16 protein-coding genes are annotated in these 19,682 nt (G+C 44.4%); 11 read left to right on the top strand and 5 right to left on the bottom strand.

The annotated features are described in order from the left end of the window. Window positions 1-2: 2 nt before the first annotated feature. From nuoH to PNK_RS08645, 8 genes are read left to right on the top strand one after another with little or no spacing between them, the layout of a single operon-like run. A complete protein-coding gene (gene nuoH, locus PNK_RS08680) occupies window positions 3-980 on the top strand; it encodes an NADH-quinone oxidoreductase subunit NuoH (protein WP_032124082.1) in 978 nt (325 codons plus the stop codon). A gap of 2 nt (window positions 981-982) precedes the next feature. Continuing rightward, entirely contained in the window at window positions 983-1,456 is a 474-nt protein-coding gene (gene nuoI, locus PNK_RS08675; protein ID WP_051981679.1) for an NADH-quinone oxidoreductase subunit NuoI, read from the top strand. Window positions 1,457-1,462: 6 nt separating this feature from the next. Then, window positions 1,463-1,972 carry an NADH-quinone oxidoreductase subunit J family protein gene (locus PNK_RS08670; protein ID WP_032124084.1) on the top strand — a complete coding sequence of 170 codons (510 nt, stop codon included), beginning with the start codon at window positions 1,463-1,465 and terminating at the stop codon, window positions 1,970-1,972. Continuing rightward, the gene (nuoK, locus tag PNK_RS08665) at window positions 1,973-2,272 is read left to right on the top strand and encodes an NADH-quinone oxidoreductase subunit NuoK (protein WP_032124085.1); all 300 of its coding nucleotides are present in this window, start codon (window positions 1,973-1,975) and stop codon (window positions 2,270-2,272) included. Window position 2,273: 1 nt separating this feature from the next. Continuing rightward, the gene (gene nuoL, locus PNK_RS08660; protein WP_059061518.1) at window positions 2,274-4,160 is read left to right on the top strand and encodes an NADH-quinone oxidoreductase subunit L; all 1,887 of its coding nucleotides are present in this window, start codon (window positions 2,274-2,276) and stop codon (window positions 4,158-4,160) included. Further along, the gene (locus PNK_RS08655) at window positions 4,153-5,622 is read left to right on the top strand and encodes a complex I subunit 4 family protein (protein WP_059061516.1); all 1,470 of its coding nucleotides are present in this window, start codon (window positions 4,153-4,155) and stop codon (window positions 5,620-5,622) included. Before nuoL ends, PNK_RS08655 begins: the two co-directional genes overlap by 8 nt. Then, window positions 5,622-7,064: an NADH-quinone oxidoreductase subunit N gene (locus PNK_RS08650; RefSeq protein WP_059061514.1), complete on the top strand. Its 1,443-nt coding sequence runs from the start codon at window positions 5,622-5,624 to the stop codon at window positions 7,062-7,064. Before PNK_RS08655 ends, PNK_RS08650 begins: the two co-directional genes overlap by 1 nt. Before the next feature lie 5 nt (window positions 7,065-7,069). Next, on the top strand, window positions 7,070-7,531 hold the full coding sequence (locus PNK_RS08645) for an NUDIX hydrolase (RefSeq protein ID WP_059061512.1): 462 nt from the start codon (window positions 7,070-7,072) through the stop codon (window positions 7,529-7,531). A 30-nt stretch (window positions 7,532-7,561) separates the two neighbouring features. Here the strand turns inward: PNK_RS08645 and PNK_RS08640 are convergent, their stop codons facing one another. Further along, window positions 7,562-8,191, bottom strand: coding sequence for a GNAT family N-acetyltransferase (locus PNK_RS08640; RefSeq protein ID WP_059061510.1), 630 nt, complete (start codon window positions 8,189-8,191; stop codon window positions 7,562-7,564). A 263-nt stretch (window positions 8,192-8,454) separates the two neighbouring features. On the opposite strand from PNK_RS08640, the gene PNK_RS08635 reads away from it, so the two are divergent. Further along, a complete protein-coding gene (locus tag PNK_RS08635) occupies window positions 8,455-11,424 on the top strand; it encodes a protein kinase domain-containing protein (protein WP_059061507.1) in 2,970 nt (989 codons plus the stop codon). 55 nt (window positions 11,425-11,479) lie between these two features. Here the strand turns inward: PNK_RS08635 and PNK_RS08630 are convergent, their stop codons facing one another. From PNK_RS08630 to PNK_RS13910, 3 genes are all read right to left on the bottom strand, one after another. Next, window positions 11,480-12,874: a hypothetical protein gene (locus PNK_RS08630; RefSeq protein ID WP_059061506.1), complete on the bottom strand. Its 1,395-nt coding sequence runs from the start codon at window positions 12,872-12,874 to the stop codon at window positions 11,480-11,482. Between the two features lie 258 nt (window positions 12,875-13,132). Next, window positions 13,133-14,014, bottom strand: coding sequence for a M48 family metallopeptidase (locus PNK_RS08625; protein ID WP_059062403.1), 882 nt, complete (start codon window positions 14,012-14,014; stop codon window positions 13,133-13,135). Between the two features lie 281 nt (window positions 14,015-14,295). Further along, window positions 14,296-14,430: a hypothetical protein gene (locus PNK_RS13910; protein ID WP_269446514.1), complete on the bottom strand. Its 135-nt coding sequence runs from the start codon at window positions 14,428-14,430 to the stop codon at window positions 14,296-14,298. 418 nt (window positions 14,431-14,848) lie between these two features. Here PNK_RS13910 and PNK_RS08620 point away from each other — a divergent pair, with 418 nt between their 5' ends. Both PNK_RS08620 and PNK_RS08615 read left to right on the top strand, forming a co-directional pair. Then, window positions 14,849-15,871, top strand: a complete 1,023-nt coding sequence (locus PNK_RS08620; RefSeq protein ID WP_032124090.1) for a DUF1207 domain-containing protein — start codon at window positions 14,849-14,851, stop codon at window positions 15,869-15,871. A 2-nt stretch (window positions 15,872-15,873) separates the two neighbouring features. Continuing rightward, complete coding sequence (locus tag PNK_RS08615) at window positions 15,874-16,845, top strand: hypothetical protein (RefSeq protein ID WP_051981683.1); 972 nt, start codon at window positions 15,874-15,876, stop codon at window positions 16,843-16,845. 188 nt (window positions 16,846-17,033) lie between these two features. Here the strand turns inward: PNK_RS08615 and PNK_RS08610 are convergent, their stop codons facing one another. Beyond that, window positions 17,034-19,148 (bottom strand): LOG family protein, encoded by a 2,115-nt coding sequence (locus PNK_RS08610; protein ID WP_032124091.1) that lies wholly within the window; start codon window positions 19,146-19,148, stop codon window positions 17,034-17,036. Window positions 19,149-19,682: the final 534 nt, after the last annotated feature.

Below are 19,682 nucleotides of genomic sequence, written 5' to 3'. Positions count from 1 at the left end.
TTATGTTAGATGACTTAATTGTGATTCTCATTAAGAGTGGGCTCGTGATGCTTGTGCTTTTCACAGCAGCTGCCTACATGACATTTTTAGAGCGCATTGTCATGGCGCGTTTACAGCTACGCATGGGGCCTGTACGAGTTGGTCCGCTTGGATTATTTCAACCGCTTGCGGACGGAATCAAACTTTTGTGTAAAGAACGTTTCCAGCCAGCAGATGTCGAAACGTTTGTCTACTGGCTTGCACCCGGCATCTCCCTTTTTACAGCACTTTTCATCTTTGTTTTAATTCCCTTTGGAGGAGTTGTAGAGATTGGAGGGCGGGCCGTTAGTCTGCAGATTGCCGACCTCAATGTTGGTATTGTTTTTTTATTAGCCTTTGCATCTTTGGCAGTTTATGGGGTTGTATTAGCTGGATGGGCATCCAATAATCGCTATTCCCTCCTTGGAGGTTTGCGCGGAACGGCTCAAATGATTAGTTATGAAATTCCAATGGGCCTTTCGCTCTTGACAGTGGTTTTATCGACTGGAACATTGAGCCTGCGCGAGATTGTGGATGCTCAGCAGCACCATTGGCTTATTTGGACCAATCCGGTCAGCTTTTTGATTTATTTTATTACGGCTTTTGCTGAAACAAATCGCGCTCCTTTTGATTTACCTGAAGCCGAGCAGGAGCTGACGGCGGGTTATCACACAGAATACGGTGGAATGAAATTTGCCATTTTTTTCTTAGGCGAATATATCAACATCTTGGCTGTATCGTCCATTGCAGCCACACTTTTCTTTGGCGGATGGCATGGCCCAGGCAATATTCCAGTCCTATGGCTTCTTGTTAAAGTGGCTGTTTTTGTATTTATCTTCATGTGGGTGCGAGCCACGATGCCTCGCTTCCGCTACGATCAACTCATGAGCTTTGGCTGGAAAGTCCTGATTCCGCTTGCAATCGTCAACTTAATCGTAACTGCTTACTTTACGCTGGTGTAATAATGAGAGATACAATCCATAAAGTAACGATAATGATTAAAGGGCTGTTTATCGTGTTAAAGCATGCTTTTCAACGCCCCGTTACGATTCGTTATCCGGAGGAAAAGCGCATTTTGCCCACGCGTTCCCGAGGGCGCCATTATTTGACTAAATGGAATGACGGCCTTGAAAGATGCGTCGGCTGTGAACTGTGTGCCATTGTTTGCCCTGCACAAGCCATTTACGTTAAACCTGCGCAAAATGAGCCGGGTGACATGCATTCCCATGGGGAACGCTATGCATCCGATTTTCAAATTAACATGCTGCGCTGCATCTTTTGCGGCTACTGTGAAGAGGCATGCCCGACAGGCGCCATCATTTTAAGCAATGAATACGAGCTCGCAGGTTATACCCGGGAATCTTTGATTTATACAAAAGAGATGCTAACAGAGAAAGCTCCTGGTGATTCGGGACGTGACCCAAATAGGGAGATTTGATTAGACATGACCTCCTTCGCCACCCTCGACCAATGGATATTCGGCATTTTACTCATTCTCTCTTCTTTGGGAATTATCCTGACCAGCAAGCCTGTTCATGCAAGCTTATGCTTTCTTTTGACACTCCTTTCTCTTGCGGCACTATATTTGGAGTTGTCAGCTCAATTTATTGCAGTGATGCAGATTCTGATTTATGCAGGCGCAATTTTGGTGATTTTTATGTTTGTGATCGTTCTTTTTCAAGACGTCCACCAACAAATTCACAAATACCAGCCGCAAAGCAAAAAGGCAATTTTAGTTGGGGCAGCAGCAGCGTTTGCAGCAGCTTTCTTATTTCTTGGATTCCACCTCACTTCCCTACCTACTGCAACTCAAGCATTGCCGGCGGAATTTGGCTCGGCTCATTCACTCGGGCGCTTACTCTACCTCGACTTCTTTTTCCCTTTTGAAGCTGTCATTTTAATTTTTTTAGTCGCCGTCGTCGGCGCACTCTACATCGGACGAAAGGAGAGATAAATGGACATTTTATTTAGTGTGTTCATCAGCATGATCATGTTTATTCTTGGGATTATAGGCGTGCTCGTCAAGCGCAATGCCTTAATTATTTTCATGTCGGTCGAGCTCATGCTCAATGCTGCCAATCTTCTCTTTGTCGCCTTTGCACACCACTGGGGCAATGAAATCGGACTCATTTGGGTTTTCTTTGTCTTAGTCGTCGCAGCAGCCGAAGCCGCTGTTGGATTGGCAATTATCATTAATATGTTCCGCGCTAAACAAGTCGTCGATGTCGATCAGTACAATCTGTTGAGAGGATAAAATGCTAAATGCCATCAGCCTCGGACTCACCCTGCCTTTGTTGGGTTTTTTAACGTTATTAATGGCCTCAAACCGCATAGGTCGCCGCTTAGCGGGATTAATAGGTTGCGGGACTGTTTTGCTAGCCTTTGCTTGCTTTGCGGGTGTCCTTCCTTTCTATGTTCAAGGAGGAATGATCCCTCAAACTCTCCACTTGTTCAACTGGCTTTCCCTTCCAGGGATTGAGGTCAACTTCAGCCTTCATCTTGATTCGCTCTCTCTCTTAATGACCCTGATTGTGACGGGAGTCGGTTTTTTAATTCACATCTATTCCATCGGCTACATGGATCATGAGAGCGATTTTGCCCGCTATTTTGCCTGCCTTAATTTCTTTATTTTTGCCATGCTGCTCCTTGTGCTTGCTGGCGACCTGATCCTCCTTTTTATTGGCTGGGAAAGTGTGGGCTTGGCTTCCTATCTTCTCATCGGATTTTGGTATACTCGTCCGGCAGCGGCTCAGGCGGCCACCAAAGCCTTCGTTGTGAACCGTATCGGGGATTTGGGACTGTTGCTCGGACTCTTGCTAACCTTGCAGACATTTGGGACAACAGATATTACAGCTGTTTCACAAATGGCAATGAAAGGCTTTGCCATTGGGGCTCCAGTTTTGACGGCTATTACTTTATTGTATTTTTGGGGCGCCACAGGAAAGTCGGCACAATTGCCGCTCTATAATTGGCTGCCAGATGCGATGGAAGGCCCAACTCCAGTGTCTGCTCTTATCCATGCGGCTACCATGGTAACGGCTGGCGTGTATTTAGTCGTCCGCATGCATACACTCTTCAGCCTATCTCCAGAGACATTGCATGTGATTGGTATTGTTGGGGGAGCGACGGCTCTCTTCGCCTCCTTTTGTGCCCTGGCTCAAACGGATCTCAAGCGTGTATTAGCCTATTCGACAGTCAGCCAGCTCGGCTTGATGTTTTTAGCATGTGGTGTTGGAGCTTATTATGCGGCCATGTTCCACTTGACTATCCATGCCTTTGTCAAGGCTCTTCTTTTCCTTTCAGCAGGTAATGTTGTGCATATGATGCATGACACGACTTCCATGGACAAAATGGGGGGATTATCTAAGATTTTTACTAAAACGCACTGGCTATTTTTGTTAGGAGCATTGGCCTTGGCAGGCGTTCCTCCCTTTGCTGCTTTCTTCAGTAAAGATTTGATTTTAGAGCTGGAGCACTTGCAAGGATCAGATAGTCTCTTTTTTGTAGGCCTGGCAGCTTCTATTCTTACGGGTATTTACATGATCCGGGCCTATTGCCTGACCTTTACTGGTGAGCCTCGTGCCAGCAGAGAGCTGCTGAGAAATGTTAAGGAAGCGCCGCCTGTGATGCTAATGCCTCTTTCGATCTTGGCCATTCTTACACTCATTGGCGGTTTTCTCGGATTTGCATTCACTTCTATTCCACCACTCGAGTATTTCCTCGAAGAACTTGGAATTAGCTCGCATGAAAGAGAATTGAGTACAGGCCTGCACTTATCGCTCCAAGTGTGGATGGCTCTTCTTGGCTCCTTTTTGGGGGTTGGAGCTTCTGCCCTTATTTATACACGCTATTATCAACGACTCGGACAGCCCTGGGCCTTACTGCGCCATTCTTTTTATGTTGAAGACCTTTACGGAAGGCTAGTCGTGCGCCCTCTTAAATCGCTTGCTTCGCTAATCGTTGAGTTTTTTGAAGCCCGTATCTTTGAAAAGTCGATGACATTTTCGGCTAGAGCTGTGCAAAGCTTATCAAAGTGGATGCAGTTGATTCAAAGCGGGCAAGTTCGCTCTTACATCGCTTGGATTGTGACAGGAAGCGCCTTTTTGATCGTTTATTTCATTACAGAGGGATTTCATGCCTAACTTGATGTGGTTGTTTTTGATACCATTTATTGCTTCAGCGCTCCTCTTCATTTTTCCAATCGAAGCAAAAAGATTGTTGAAGGGAATATCTGCGACGCTAAGCCTCATTCCTCTTCTATTATTGCTGAGTAAACATGCCAATTGGATTGGATCATCTGTCGATTATGCCTGGTTTCCAGCTCTTTCGATTGCTTTTCATTTGCAGGTTGATGCCCTATCGTTGGTTTTTTTATATCTAACAGCACTGGTTATCCCGATTGTCCTGTTGGCTGTCAATAGTCAAACGCTGATGTTTCCACGTGCGTTTTATGGGCTCGTTTTGCTTTTGCAAGGATTGGTCATAGGCTTTTTTACGGCCCGCGATTTAGTTTTCTTTACTATCTTTTGGGAAGCCATGCTCCTGCCTCTTTACTTCCTGATCAATATGTGGGGCGGGGCGCAGCGCCACTCGGCGGCGATCAAATTTATCCTTTACATGTTTGCGGGCTCTGTTTTAATGACCGCGGCTGTTTTAGCCCTCTATTTTATTGCGCAAGCGAATGGGGCAGCGACATTTAATATGGAGCAACTAGCCTCTGTTACTAAAACAACGCCTTATGCAAGTGCACTGGCTTTGATTTTTTTATTAGCTTTTGCCGTCAAAACGCCTCTTTTCCCCTTTCATGCTTGGTTGCCAGATACCTATTATCAGGCTTCAACGAGTGCAACCATTTTGCTTTCAGCCCTCTTGTCAAAAGCTGGAATCTATGGGATTTTACGCATTGGCCTTGGGCTTTTTCCAGAGGTTTTAAAGGCCTGGAGTCCGTGGTTGCTTGGATTGGCCATTGCCGGAGTGTTCTATGGAGGATTAGCTGCTTGGCGTCAGAGCGATTTTAAGCGCTTACTTGCTTATTCAAGCTTTTCCCACGTGAATTTCATTTTAGTCGGCCTTTTTATCTGGAACCCTTTGGCCAAGGAAGGGGCGATTTTACAAGCTTTGAATCATGGCATTACCATTACGGCTCTTTTCCTTGCTGCCGGTTGGTTAGAAAGCCGTCTGCAGTCAACGGCCATTGGTTCGGCAAGCGGGCTTGCCAGATATTTGCCAAAGCTGTGCTGGCTAACCCTTTTCTTTGTGCTTTCTTCGGCGGCCCTCCCCGGAACCAATAATTTTGTTGGCGAACTGCTGATCTTCTTTGCCCTTTTTAGCGAACACCCCTGGTTAACTGGGTTCCTCGGACTCACGATCGTCTTGTCCGTCATTTATATGCTTCGCTGGATGCAAAAGGTCTATTTTGATGAGCCAAGTCCCTTTCGAAGCAACTGGATCGATCTATCGAATAAAGAAATGGCGCTTGCTATGCCGCTTGTTGCCTTGATTCTATGGATTGGTCTATATCCAATGGCAGTGCTCCAACACCTTGAACCGACCGCTGAAAACAACACAACCGTTGCTATGCAAGCAATTGCTGAGGAGATGTAATGAATACCTCTTTGAGTCTCGTTGATCTGGCTGCTGTTAGCCCATTACTGATTGTGTTATTCACAGCGTTTATCATCATTGTCATTGAAAGCTTTGCAGAAGAGTTTTCTGCAAAGTATGCGTATCTCATCGCAACCGCTGGCTTTGCCTTAGGCATTTTTCTAACTTTTATGGCTCCTGCAAGCGACAATCGGCTCCTCACTCCATGGATTCGATTCGATTCGCTTGCTAAGTTTTTCACCATTTTCTTCATGTCAGTCGGCATTGGAGCAGCCTTCTTAGCGGCCTCTTTTTTCCAGCGCTTTAAGGCCACGCACGGGGAATTCTTTTTCCTTCTTTTGTCAGCCGTCTTTGGCTTGATCCTGATTGGAGCGGCTGCCGACTTTCTAACTCTGTTTCTTGGTATTGAAACCCTCTCCATCTCGCTTTACATTTTATGCGGCTACATGAAGAAATGGGAGATTTCGCATGAGTCGTCGTTTAAGTATTTTTTAATGGGATCGATCGCCGCGGCATTTCTACTCTATGGAATTGCTCTGGTGTATGGAGCACTTGGGACGACCCGTTTAGATGTCTTACTGATAGGCTACCAAAACCTGACTGATAGGGCCGATAAAATCCTTTTCTTCAGTGGCATTGCCATGATTACTCTTGGGCTTGCTTTTGAAGCAGCCCTAGTTCCATTCCACTTGTGGGCTCCGGATGTCTATGAAGGAGCTTCTACCCCGGTAACGGCATTTATGGCTGTTGGGACAAAGGCGGGCGCCTTTGCAGCGTTTGCTCGTCTCTTTTTTGAGGCATTGCCGCACTTCGATCCGGCTTGGAATCAGGTCATTGACACGCTGGCTTATGCGACTCTTATTTATGCCAACGTCGTCGCCTTGCGTCAGCTGCAATTGCGCCGATTCTTTGCCTACTCGGGCATTTCTCATGCGGGATTCTTAATGATCCCAGTTGTTGTGGGAACGCCAGAAGCCCTTACTTCACTGGCTTTTTATCTGACCGTTTATGCAATTGCAACACTTGGCTCTTTTGCGGTGCTTGCTTTTCTCGATCATGACAGCAAGGGAGTCATGCTTCAGGACCTGCATGGCCTTTTTAGACGCTCTCCATGGCTTGCAGGAATGTTGGCTGTTTGTCTTCTGACTTTAGCAGGCATTCCGCCAACGGCTGGATTTCTTGCAAAATTCTATATTTTTAAAGTGGCATTCCAGGCCGGGTATTATAGCTTAGTCATTGTTGCTCTATTGACGACCATTCTTTCAGCCTATTACTATTTGAGAATCATTGCAGTCATGCTTGCAGAAGCGCCTGCTGCTGAAGAAAAGCTTGCAAAGCCTTGGCAAGCAGTTTTAGTGGGTGCAACTTCTTTCGTAGCCATTTTAGTTCTTTCTTGCTATCCAGCGCCACTTATTGACCTATTAAGCTTGATACAAGGATAAAGCAATTGACTTGCACAATTTATGTCCAGGCCCCTCCCGATTTTAAACCGAGAGTAGAGGTAGCTAGTTGCTATTGCACGTGGGAAGAAAAACTTCTTTTGCTTCAGAGGCATCCACTTAAATCGCATGGGAATACATGGGGAGTCCCAGCTGGTAAACTGGAAGAGAATGAAGACCCTCCGTCAGCCTTGGTGAGGGAAATGTGGGAAGAAATCGGCGTCGCAATCGAAAAAGAGCATTTAGAAGCGATTAAAACGCTTTATATCCGAGATTCACAAGATTTTATCTATCATATGTTTTATCTTTCCCTGGACACGGAGCCTGCAATCAATTTGGGATTGATGGAACATCAAGATTTTAGATGGGCGACAGTCGATCAAGCCTTGCAGATGCATTTAATGCCAGGCGAGCACGAAACGTTGGAATTTTACCGATCTTTTTTGCAAGGAAAGCAGCTACGGCTTTAAGAGCTGGCTTACTTTACAAGTTGCCGTGATCTAATACTTCACATTGACGAGCTGGTCCGTTGCTAGGAGCCCAAAAATTAGACAGTCTGAGAATTGTCCATTGCGGAAAAACGCGCCCCTCAACGTTCCTTCGTGTTTGAATCCAAGCTGTTTGGGGATGCTTTGGCTGCGCAGATTTGAAGCCTGGCACCGAATTTCGACGCGATGCAATTGAAGGTCTTGAAAACAAAACTTAATGAGTCGCTGACAACACTTTGTGATGATGCCTTTTCCTTGATGCTCCTCAGAAATCCAGTAACCAATTTCTGTCTTGCGGTCTAATCGATCGATATAATGAAGCCCGATCAGCCCTACAAGGCACTCTTTTTCCCAAATGCATAAATGGAGACTCTTTCCTTTTTCTGCCTGCTCCAAGCTGTGCTTAATGAAATGCTCCGAATCTTTGGCGGACAGTGTGTGGTCGACCCAGGGTAAATATTCGCTGAGGTATGCTCGATTGTGATCGACGAGCTGAAACAGGGAACCTGCCCATTCAATCCTTGGCAGTTTAATCGAATAGACGGTATCAATCGCTAATTCGAAGAAAGGAGAAATCTTAAATGGGATGACATTTTCATTCATGAGGCTATGTTGCTCGCTAAAAGATTTTAAATGAATCATAGCTTAAACGTATGCTCTTTTCAACCCCTTCGAAATTTTTTTATTCGGTTTTCAGACGGTTAACCAGCAGGCCTATTTTTTTGTAAAATTGCTCTAATACAACTCATTTAGTTTGAAAGTCTGGTTTAAAAAACATTAAATTTCTTGTTTTTTTATAAAATCTTAATAATAATTTATTATTATTTTTTATCTAAATTGTGAGCTGAATTGATACTCACCATTAATAAGCTTTAACAAGAAATTTTATACAAGAAGATAATATCATGGTAACGTCTGGTCATTTAAGTTCGCTTGAAAATTTTAGTTGTACGTTAAAAGTGACGGAGTGGCTTGCGTCTGTCAATCAACGCAACTATTTATATGCCGGATCTATCGTCGCGCGTGTTTCCGGGGCTGTATCTATTCCTTTTTCCTCTCTAATCGATGCGAGTGTTCACACGGCTTTATGCGGCGGAAAAATTGTAACGGGAATCCTTATTTTCCCATACAACTCGGTTGCGGTGGTTTGCTTTCCACAATGGGCGGCTTCTAAGGACTTGGAATTATCTTCTGCTTTTATTCACTTAATATGCGTCATCGAATGCGTTGTGACGGGAGCGCTTCTTCCCTTTGTATGCTTAATTACCCCTGGGCGTGCTCATGAATTCATGAATAGCAGGTATGTGAATCAGGCTTTTCAAAATACTGCTGAGAATGAGTTAAGAGAGTTTGCAATAGAAAAAGTTGCCTTTGAAGAAAGAGAGCAGGCTTTAAGAACTCAAAATGAAACACTCCAGGCGCGATTGAATGAGTTGGAAGCCACATATGCCAATCAAGGTACAGACCTCGCGGGTAAAGATGAGCAGCTGCGAAGGGCTACAGAAGCCAGAGATCAACTTCAAGAAAATGCTCTTACGCTCCAAGCAGCACGCGACTTATCAGAGCAAAAATCGCAAGCTGCGCGTCAAAAAGTTGATGAATTAGAATTGGACTTACAAGATTTTCAAAATCAATTGAGATTGGCGGAAGAGAAGGCTGATGGATCTAATCAAGAAGTTGTGGCCCTCAAAGAGGCCATTCAAGAGAAGCTTGCTCAGCATGAAGAATTGATAAGAATTGTAGAAGAAGCTCAAAGTCAAAAGGAAGAATTAGAGCTCAGAACGCAAGAGCTTGTAAATCGATTAAATGCCGAAGAAAATAAGGTGCAGCAGTCTGATCGAGAAATCGTTGACCACAAAGAGACTATTCAAAAGCAACAGGCTCAGCTTAAAGAATTGGCTCGAACAGCTAAAGAGGCTTGCAGCCAGAAGCAGGAGTTAGAGCTCAGAATACAAGAGCTTGAAAGTCAATTAAGTGCTGAAGAAAAAAAAGCACGACATGTCAATCAGGAGGTCATTGGTCTCAAAAAGACCATTCATGAGCAGACTAAAGCACATGCGCTGCTAGAAGAAGCGGCGGCAGACATTACACATGTAAAGGTTCAACTTGAATCGAGAGTGCGAGAACTCGAAAGTCTATTGATTGGCGAAGGAAAAAAGGGCAATATCTCGGAACAGCAAGTTGGCTTTCTCGTAAAAGAGGTCGAAAGCCAGAAAAAGGCATGTGTTTTAGCCGAAGAAAAGGCTGAAAAGCTTGCCCTGGACATGGCTCAATTAGAAGAGAGCTTGAAAGAGCTTCAAGTAAAATTGATCGAGAAAGAGGTGAAGTTGCAGCAGATGGACCATGGGATGGTTATGCTTAAAAAAGCTCTTGAGAAAGAAGAAGAGATACGTACTCTAGCCGAACAACAGGCTAAAGATCTTGCCTTAGAGAAGACTCAATTAGAAGAGAGCTTGAAAGAGCATAAAACACGGCTGCAAGATTTTTCAGTTAAGTATACTTCCGAACTCCAGGAAGCTTCTATTAAACACCAGGTTATTGTTAAAGAACACGATACCGCTCACAAAAAGCAGGAAGAAGTTATTCAGAAACATTTGACTGATAAAATTAGGCTGGAAAAAAGAGTTGATGAACTCGAGTACCTGCTTAAAGAAGCACAGAAAGAAATGCTAGAGATATCTTTAGCAGAGGGCGTGCTTTCGGACGATGAAGAAATCGATTTGTTCGAGGGGAATAGCCGTGAATTCTTTGGCACAAAATCTGGCTTTACAAGTGTCATGGAAAATGGAGATGAAGTCGAAAGTATCCTCGATTATTTACCTGAAAAGGAAGCTGAGTTTAGTGAACTCTCATCTAAGCCTTCATCGTTGACCGATTCCATTACGGAGCACGTTGCGAATGGGAAAGTGAAGGATGTATGGGTTAAAACAAACCGAGATCCTTCCATGGTATACTATACGGGGAAAGGATCCAGAGCGGAGGCAGAATTGAAAGAAGAGGTCTTAACAGCTCAAGCCATTCGAACTGCGCTTCAAAAACTGCATCCTGAGCAAGAAGAGTTCTACTTAGCGGTAGATATCAAGGAAACAGAAAAGGGAATCAAAGATCCGCGTACGGGCGCAAGGATGTACACCGTTGAGTGTAAAAAGGCCGATGGCGATCTGGAAAAAATCTTGACGAAGCGTAAAGTCCCACTTAATTTCGACCAACGATTGGATCTAGGAAGGCAAGCGTTAACAGGATTGAGCTACTTGCAAGAAGCGGGTTATGTGCAAGGCGATTTAAAGCCGGAAAATATCTTAGTCTACCTTAAAGATAAGGGTGGGATCTCAATTGGCATTTCCGATTTCGGTAAGTCCAAGCAGATGGGGCCGAATGAGGCGGAAACTATACGTGGAAACCCCCGTTTTGCTCCCCCCGAATTCAAAACAAGCCACCAGGGAGAAGTGTTTGGCGGGGCGATGATTCTCATTCGGATTTTAGAAGAGGAATTTTTAAATGATGAAAAGACCTGTCTATTGACACCCTATAGAATCAAGGCGACGTCAACTGCTCTTCGCCGCGGAGTTGAAAAGTTCCTTCTTGAAAACGCGAAGTGTAAACAAGTCGAAAATTGGGTGACCAGGCAGGGTATAGGTGTCGCTGCAACAGAATACTTGAATCTTTGGAATACCCCTAATCCAAAGGCAGAAATAGAGATTCATAAGTATGTAGATGAGTTGACTCGTTTGATGGCGGAAAAAATAGGAAAGCAAAAAGCTGAAAGCCTAAATACCCTTCTAAAAGCGATGACAATGACTGATCCAAATGCTAGGCCAACGATGGCCGAGGCGGTTGTTAAGTATACTAAATGCTTGGAGACCCAATCAGTCTAATCTCTTAGTTTATTAGAGAAAGCAAATCTTCATTGAAGATTTGCTTTTTTTTGTTTCAATATGGTTCTGATTGCTTTATCAGCTCGCCAAACTTTTGGAGTGTCAAGTTGAAGCGTTCCAGACGATAGGCATGAGGTGGCCGATTGTGGGCGACGAGGGCTGGTGCAAAGAGGAGGGTCAGGGTGAGTTGCTCATCAGCTTCGCTCCACTTTTGCTTAGCATCATGAAGCCGGTTATAGGCATAGAAAAGGCTTAACATGCTCGGCCCTCTATCGATGCTATGCTTGCAGGAAATATTGCAATAGGTGGGATTCTCCCTTTCGATTAGTGCTTCAATGAGTTTGACAAGCATGATTTCAACGAATTGCTGCCTCTCTAGCCTGGAGAGAGCGGGGCGCTCGCCAAAATAGTCGATGTGGATTGCGTTGAGCAATCGATAGAGAGTTTGTTTCCATTCGTCTAAGGGTATCTTGTTCGGCCATTTAAAAACAGCTCCATTCGGCGTGAGGAGATAGCGGAAAAATACCTTCTTAAATTCACTGGCCTTGGAAAGTGAGACATACTCATTTTTCTGCCAGTAGAATGAAGAGTTTTTGTCCAATGTAGCCACCGCAATGACTGATCCAAGTTCCGGATCTTCTTCTAATCGTTCTAAGATCTTCGACAAATGGCTTTCTTTCCCTTGCCTGTGCATTAAATTGATGTAAAGGTGGGTTTGTTGCTTCGACTTGAGGTAGGTTAAATAGGCCTTAAACTCAGGGGAAATGGAAACAGTCTTTTGCTTTTTATTTTCAATTAAAGGCCTAGAAAGGTGAAGCAGCGTGGTTTGCCCGATGCGATAGATAGCAGAGGGAAGCTGTCCATTGTAATGAGGGTCGGTTTCAGAGGATGAAAGAGGATGATAGCCGCTCAGATGGCCATTCTTTTTTATTTGTTGGTAATAAGCATCAACCTTGGCTGGAAAATGGGCTAAAACTCCCTGAATGGGGGGCATTTGCGTTGGCAAGGTATGAAGAAATTGCCAATATTCATTCAGCAAATAGGGTTGGGTATACATCCAAAAACAGAGGTGATTGACTGATTCAAGCTCATCGCGGGGTTGAGAAAAAAGCAAGACCCTAAGGCGGGTTAAAAAGGCTGTGTGAAACCCTCGTTTAGACAGCCCATCTTGCGGAGCTTCTGCCATAAAGAGTTGTCTGAGAGTAAAAAGAGGATGGCTGCTGTGGTCCATTTGTTCCTCTTTAGGCAAATCAGAAAGAGGCTTATCTGTTTGTATGAATGAACGTAGCTGTTTGTAGTAGTGATCAAAAATAGTCGATCGAAAGGTAGGTTCATATTCGGCTAAAGAGGGGCGTTCTTTTTTGGAAAGCCGTAGAAAATCAGCCTCAAGCTCGGTCTGTAAACCAAGTAAAGAGAGTATTGCCAAAAATAAACACGTGAGCTTCAACATATTAATCTTCAAATTCATAGTGCCAATAAGACTTACTTCGAATGCCATTTGATTATTGAGGTTAACAATTAAAAGGCTTTCGAAAGCAATCTATTGTAGCACGAAGCGTTTATCTTATATACAAACGCGTTGACTAAGCGATGGTTATCACGTTCTTATGCCATTTTTTTTAATGCTAATGTGATCGATTTCATACAGAAGGTTTAAGGCAATTTCCCAGGCATTTCTGCCTGGGAAAGAGTATGTAATGTTTTTTTGCTAATAGCCATAAAAGGCAGAGCGTTTAAAAATGTCTTGCAGATTCCTTCCCTCTGTAAGGTTGGGTCCAGGAGGATTCTCTTTTAAGTAAGCTGAAATTTTAGCGATGCGGTGCTCCGGGTAGGGATGAGTGAGCAGCATTTCAGGCTGACTTCCGCCTGGAGAGGCTTTTTCTAAAATGCGCATGACTTCTATCATGGCTCGGGGATCATATCCAGCCTCTTCCATTAGATCGAGACCCCATTGGTCGGCCTCTAACTCGTCTTTGCGCCCATAGCGGAGTTGCATCATTTGATTGACAACGCTTGCAATCATGGCTGCCTGATAGCCGCTATTTGAATCGCTATTGCCTACCCCCATTCCTGTTGCCATGATCAAAAGCTGCCCCAATTGTCCTTTGGCCATTTGCTGTGCCGAATGGCGCTGAATGACATGCCCCATTTCATGGGCAAGGACACCTGCGAGTTGTGCCTCTGTCTGCAATTTATTTAATAAGCCGAGAGTAATAAAAATTTGTCCGCCAGGCAAAGCGAATGCATTGACCGTTTTTGAATCGGCCAGGAGGTGAAATTTAAATTTCCAAGGTCCACGATTGGCTTTGCTGCGAGAGAGAATCTCTTGTCCAATCTGCTGGACTTCGCGTGAACGGGGATCGCTTGATGGCACCTCGCCGCCCATTTTAGCTGCCATTTGGGGGGCTGATTGTAAACCAAGCCTAATTTCTTGATCAGGAGTCAAGGCAACACGCTGCTTTTCACCAGTAATTGGATTCTGTTCGGTTTGTGTGAAATACATGAAAAAGGCCACTGTCGCAATGATTAAGGCCATCAAGAGGGAACCACCCCGTCTTTGACCAGGTCCGCTTGTGCCGAAATCTCCCATAAAAACTCCCTGTTCTGTCTTATTTCTTTCTGGCTTATTGTCTACCGAGCAACTGTTGAAGACTCTTTGGTATATAGCAGCCAAGATAATTTGTGCACAAAATATTTGAAAGTTTACGGGCGCTTCCGAATCTTGGTTTCGAAGAAGAGGTTGATCAATCATTAAAAAAATATTACATAAAATAAGGAGATCCTTAATGATGCGAATCATCTAATCGATTTAATATCTCCCCAGATAGGGGAGGTCCATTTATGGAGGTCTAGATGAAGAGTGCTCTTTTTTTATTGAGTGGTTTGTTGTGCACCGCCGCAACTTTGCCAGGGGATGTAGGCGCAGGCTTTCAGCGTCCAGACAGTAGAGGTCCAAGATGTAAATGCGGGTGCATGGCTGCTACTGATTGCGGCTGTACGAATCATAAATCATGGGATTGTCCTCCTGCAAAAAAACGCTAATTAAGACTTCAAATCTTTTTCTTTAATCTATGTAAGGTGAGGGGAGTAGGGGCTTTTTCTAGTGATTGAGAAAGTTTTTTTCTCATTGCCTGTCAGCGCATTTTGCCTTTATTGATGGCCGGTTCGCAAGAGAGATGCCTGGCTAATTTAAATTTAAATTTTGTCTTTTCAGTCAGATCTACTTGCAGATTTCTCGCTATTTTGCTATCCCTTAATTCTTTTATAAAAAAAACTTTGGGGTCTCGACAACCAGATGACCTGTTTTATCTGATTGGCCTAAGCGACATCGGATAGAACATCAAAGTTTAAAGTGGGATTTGGCAAATACCAATTTTTCAAATTAGCCTGGATATGAACATTATCAAGCGATGTGAGAGTATATATGATGCGCTATGCCAAACATTTTTGGATCTTTGTATTTAGTTTTAATTCATTATTGTTCGCAGACAATTTTGATAAAGACGATGCGCCTGCATGCGCAGATACGGCCACTACTGTCGAAGCCTCTCAAGAACTGGATAATTATCGAAGTGCTCACCCAGAAATCTACAATGAAAACTGCTGGGCGTCGGTAGAACCAGAAACAGATTGCGAGTATGCACGTTCCCATAACCTTTGGGGAATTTGGTTGCCTGAAGGGCCTCCCATGTTTCGTCCTTTTCTGGCAGATCCTCGCCAGTTGACCTATTCTGTGGGTTGGCGCTTTAATGACCGTGCATTGGTACAAAATGTCATTGATGTTTCATTCGGTGATACTCTCCCCATTTTCCGTTGGTGCGATATCTGGAGTTTCCGTGGCGATTTGCAATTAGAATTGGAAGGCGGAGTATGGGCGATTTTCGATCCACTACACTACTCTTCTCCTTTGATCGATGCCGATTATTATGTCGGCGTGCCCATCACCTATGCCTTTGGTAACTGGGCCATCCGCTTAAGGGGCTATCATATCTCTACTCATATTGGTGATGAGTTTTTAATCAACCACCCCCACTTTGATCGTCGCAATCCTAGTATCGAAGCCTTGGATTTATCCGTTTCCTGGCAAAACAGACAAGTGCGTTTATATGGCGTACTCGGTAATGTATGTTGCCAAGATGACTCGTTTAGAGTGGGTGAATTTTATATGGAAGCGGGCTTAGAGTTGCGCTTTCCACAGCTCGGATACCGCGATTATTGTAATAGACTTTACGGTGAGCCCTTCTTTGGGATGCACTTCCGCTATCAATCTCATTTTAAAAACCACATTAACCAAACCTATGCGATCGGCTGGGAATGGGGAAAAGTGTCTGGTATTCGCCGCAAGCTCCGCTTTTTCTTGGAATATCATGATGGCTATTCTTTAGATGGACAATTCTGTAAAAAAGCAACCCACTATGTTAGCATCAGAGGTTCATACGGATTTTAATTATGAACCCAGAAAGTTCCGGTCCATTTGATAAAGATACGATAGAGTCAAAAGCACCAGCGGCTGATCAGCCGCTGTCTGAAAAAGACTTTATTCAAGAATCACCAAGCCTTGGGTCAAGAGCCTTTCCTCTTTGGCTTTGGATCTTCCTCGCAACAGCACTTGTTGCGATGGTTTGGGGGTCGATGGGATGGTACCAGGGAGTTGTGCAACACGAAAAGAAAGCGGAACCTTTCTTGGATGTGACAAATCGCCAATTTTCAGTCTTCTTGTGGCAGTTTCCCTCTTTCTTGCGCTCGAATGTGTCTAAAAAGGCGGGCTATTTACCGGGATTTCAAACTGCTAAAGAAACGCTGGAATTGGGCGAGGCGGATGCCATTGTGACGGCTCCGCCAGATCTTCTTTTTTTGTACCACACATGGCATCGCTTGCTAGTTCCAGAACAGGTCGTTCGTTCTATTAAGCCCATTGAATTCATAGAATTTTTGAATCAGGTCGAAGAGTGGCAACCAAAGAACTGGCCTACGGCACCGCAAGACTATGTTAAGCTCATGGAGTCCAAGCAATTCGAACAAATGAATGACTTGCAATCGTTGCCAGAATCAAGCCTGCCAGTTCTTGTGAGGCAAGCCTTTTTAGGGTGGAAAAACTACTATCGGGAAGGGGCGGAAATTAATGCGCTCAATCCGTCGATTGCGCAAGTGCAAGCCTTTTTAGAGGCTCATCCCCATTATAAGCGTAACTATTGGCGCAATATTCAAGAAATAGCTGGCCAGCAAATCCTCAATGACGATTACCTTTATCTTTTGACTCAACGTGCTTTTAATCCTGAAGAGTCATTCCCAGCCAATCAGCTTGCACCTTTTTTAAAGGTAGCCCTTTTCAATGCCGAGCAGGCCGAGAAAGAGACGCGTGAACCTGCCAGAGGCTCTCAACAAGAGCCTTTACAAGACGATGGTCTAAATAATCGCTGATGTTAACGCTATAGGTTGCGATTCGATCAGCCGCTCTTCCGAGCATATAATAAAGCGCTTCATAGATGGATAGAGCAGGGGAGTCAATGGCTTATCATTTCCTCTGCGTCTCTCCGCCGTTCCATCTCCTTTGCGTTAAAATCTTGTTCTCTTCCTTGAGGATAACATAACGGCTCTTTGAATTTTGCCTAATCGACGACCTTAAATCCCTCTTCGTAGATCGGGCCATTCTTGCCGATCGGCAATTTGCCCATGAAATAGTCGCGGTATACTTTGATTCCTTGCTCCGCTTTTTGAATGCAATAGAAGCAATTGCTAATCCATTCAGATCCCTTGATCGTTCCTGAATGAAGATTGCATTCAAAGCGCGAAGTGATTTTTTTGCGCCAATAATCAGCCTCTCCAAACAATAGGATGGGTGTCGACTCGACAGAACCGACTTTGCGCCTAACCTCTTCTAAACAATATTCAAAATCTGTTCCAATGCCGCCCATCAAAAGGATGGGGAAATCGAGATGAAACTCGGCTTGCCTTTCAACAAGCTTGTCAAGGCGATAAGTCATTTTGGCTTCAACAAAAGGATTTTGTAATTGCTCATTGACCATGGCCCCGTCTTTGGCAGTAAAATCGACAATATTGGCACATGATAAGATGTGAAGATCTTTTGCAACGCGGTTGCCCACTTCCATGGCTCCTGGTCCGCCGCCTGTAACCAGGGCTAAGGGGGTATTTTTGCTAAGAAGCGGATGCTGCATTTCGCTGCGCATATCTAAGACACCCTGCAGTAAAACGCGCATTTCGTGCTCAAAATCCCCAGCCAGCAAATTGGATCCATAAATGCCAAAAACGGTCGACTTTAAAAAGGTGTCCACGCTATTAAGCGGAACAAAAAAGCCGGAATCTCTATCAGGCTTTTGAATGTATTGTAGGATTTGACGCGTCGCCTCATCCACCCAATAAACAGGAATGGCAAACTTTTCTAAGTCATGCAATAAAGCCCGGTCTTCCGCCGAGAAAAAATTCATGTGGGAAAGAGAGGGGTATTGGAAGTAAATGCCTTTTAGGCAACGCTGTACCTGATCGCTCAAAAGCATCCGCTTCATCAAAGGCGATGGGAAATAACGAGTCAGTAAAATCCCCTGGCTTGTGATCACACCGCTATCGATAGCTTTTAAGAATGGATAAGAGGGCTGCTGTTCAATATAGCGCTCGACCATGAGAGCTTGCCGGGTTCCATGGAAGGGACCTGGAAACTCATGAAGGCGCGTTTCACGCGTAATCCAATCATCTGGTTTCAATGACTTTAGCTGCTGTCCTTTAACGATAAAAACAGCTGCGCGATTTTCCGAAGGAAGCGGGGCTGTAGCAAAGGCTTCAAACAATGTTTTACTGTCTTCTAGGCATGTTTGCAATTGATCGCGATCCGAGAAAAAGACGTGTTCGCGATAAGGTTCCAAAGTGTAAAATTCGAGAGGAATATCTGTGATTTCGCGCTTGCTTTGACCGTACAGCTCGTAAATATCTCCTGAGGCAAATGTATCGGGTTGCAGGATTGATGCCGACGTGTGATGGTAACCAGGAGATAATAAGCTGTCGACAACGCGTCCAAAAACTGTTCGAATGTGGAGAGGAAGGGTTCGGACAAGCAGGATTTCATCTTCAGAGACATTGCGCGTCATCATGGGCTTCCATTCCTGATGCAGTCGCAAAATGTCGCGCATTTTGGTGTCTTTAACCAAAGCCTTCGCCAAAGTAGGTAAAAAACCATAAATGGATGAATCGTAAACGACGCGCCCATTTTGAAGAGTCAGGTAAGCAATGGTCCTGCCATCGACTCGGTCTAATATGAGATCATTGCTGCCGTGAAGCCCGCCAAGCGACAAAAGTGGTTTGCCCCAACGGTCGGAGCGCCCAAACATGCGGCTGAGATAATCAGGATCGCGCACGCGCCGGCGCTCATCGGCAGCAAAGAGCTTGCCAAGCGAGCTGCCAACTTGCAGGTATTTTAACATCTCAACGGCTATGGGTCCAATGGCATTAAGCTGGACTTGAACCTGAGCACATAGATTCTTCTGATCTAGTTCAAAGCTCAAGCCAATGCCGTCCAGCCCCAGCTGCGCTAACGTACTCTTAATATTAAATAAGACAAGTTGGGGATCAATTTGAAAACCGACAAAATAAGGGGAAATGTTTTGAATAAAAACGGTGGCCTCCGCTCTTTTGTCGTTCATACGCGTTAAATTAGTGACAGAGCCATCGGGAGTGGCTAGGTCGTAGTGGTAGAAATCGAGATGGCTTTCCATAATATCATTCCGTTTCGTTCGTAGAGATCAAATGATCCAACCGCTAATGCAATAAGCAGTCCAATGTGAAAAAAAGCAAAATACTTTATTCAATGTTTTTCAGCTAGCCCATAAATATTCTACCATCTTCAAAACTTGCCCTTTGCTTAGGCTGAATAGCTTCTTTTTTCTCTCTTTTTCATCACCCCTTTACAGAGGAAAAGGGAACCATTCCTTTCTGATGTACTCTTTTTGTTCGCCTATTTGAGGTTAAAGCCTTCACTTGAGCCATTAAAAATGTGGAAATGTTGTAGATACATTGTTCATAGATGGAGGATTTGGGGCTAGAAATGGCCAGATAGGAGGGGAGTCGAAAAAAAATGATGCTGTGTTCTATTTTCTTAACAAGTTGATTGTCAATTCATTGCGTTTCTGTGTGCGAGAGCTGAAGCGCTTCATGCGGGAGAAAAGTGGAGGGGGAAGAACAGAGTAGGAATTTGTTCATAAATCTGAACTATGAGGGAAAAAGTGGAGTAACATAGCGAAAACGATTAT

This window comes from Candidatus Protochlamydia naegleriophila (genome assembly GCF_001499655.1).
GTDB lineage: Bacteria > Chlamydiota > Chlamydiia > Chlamydiales > Parachlamydiaceae > Protochlamydia > Protochlamydia naegleriophila.
Note: the sequence above shows the minus strand (reverse complement) of the source record. Positions and strands in the feature narration are given on the sequence as shown.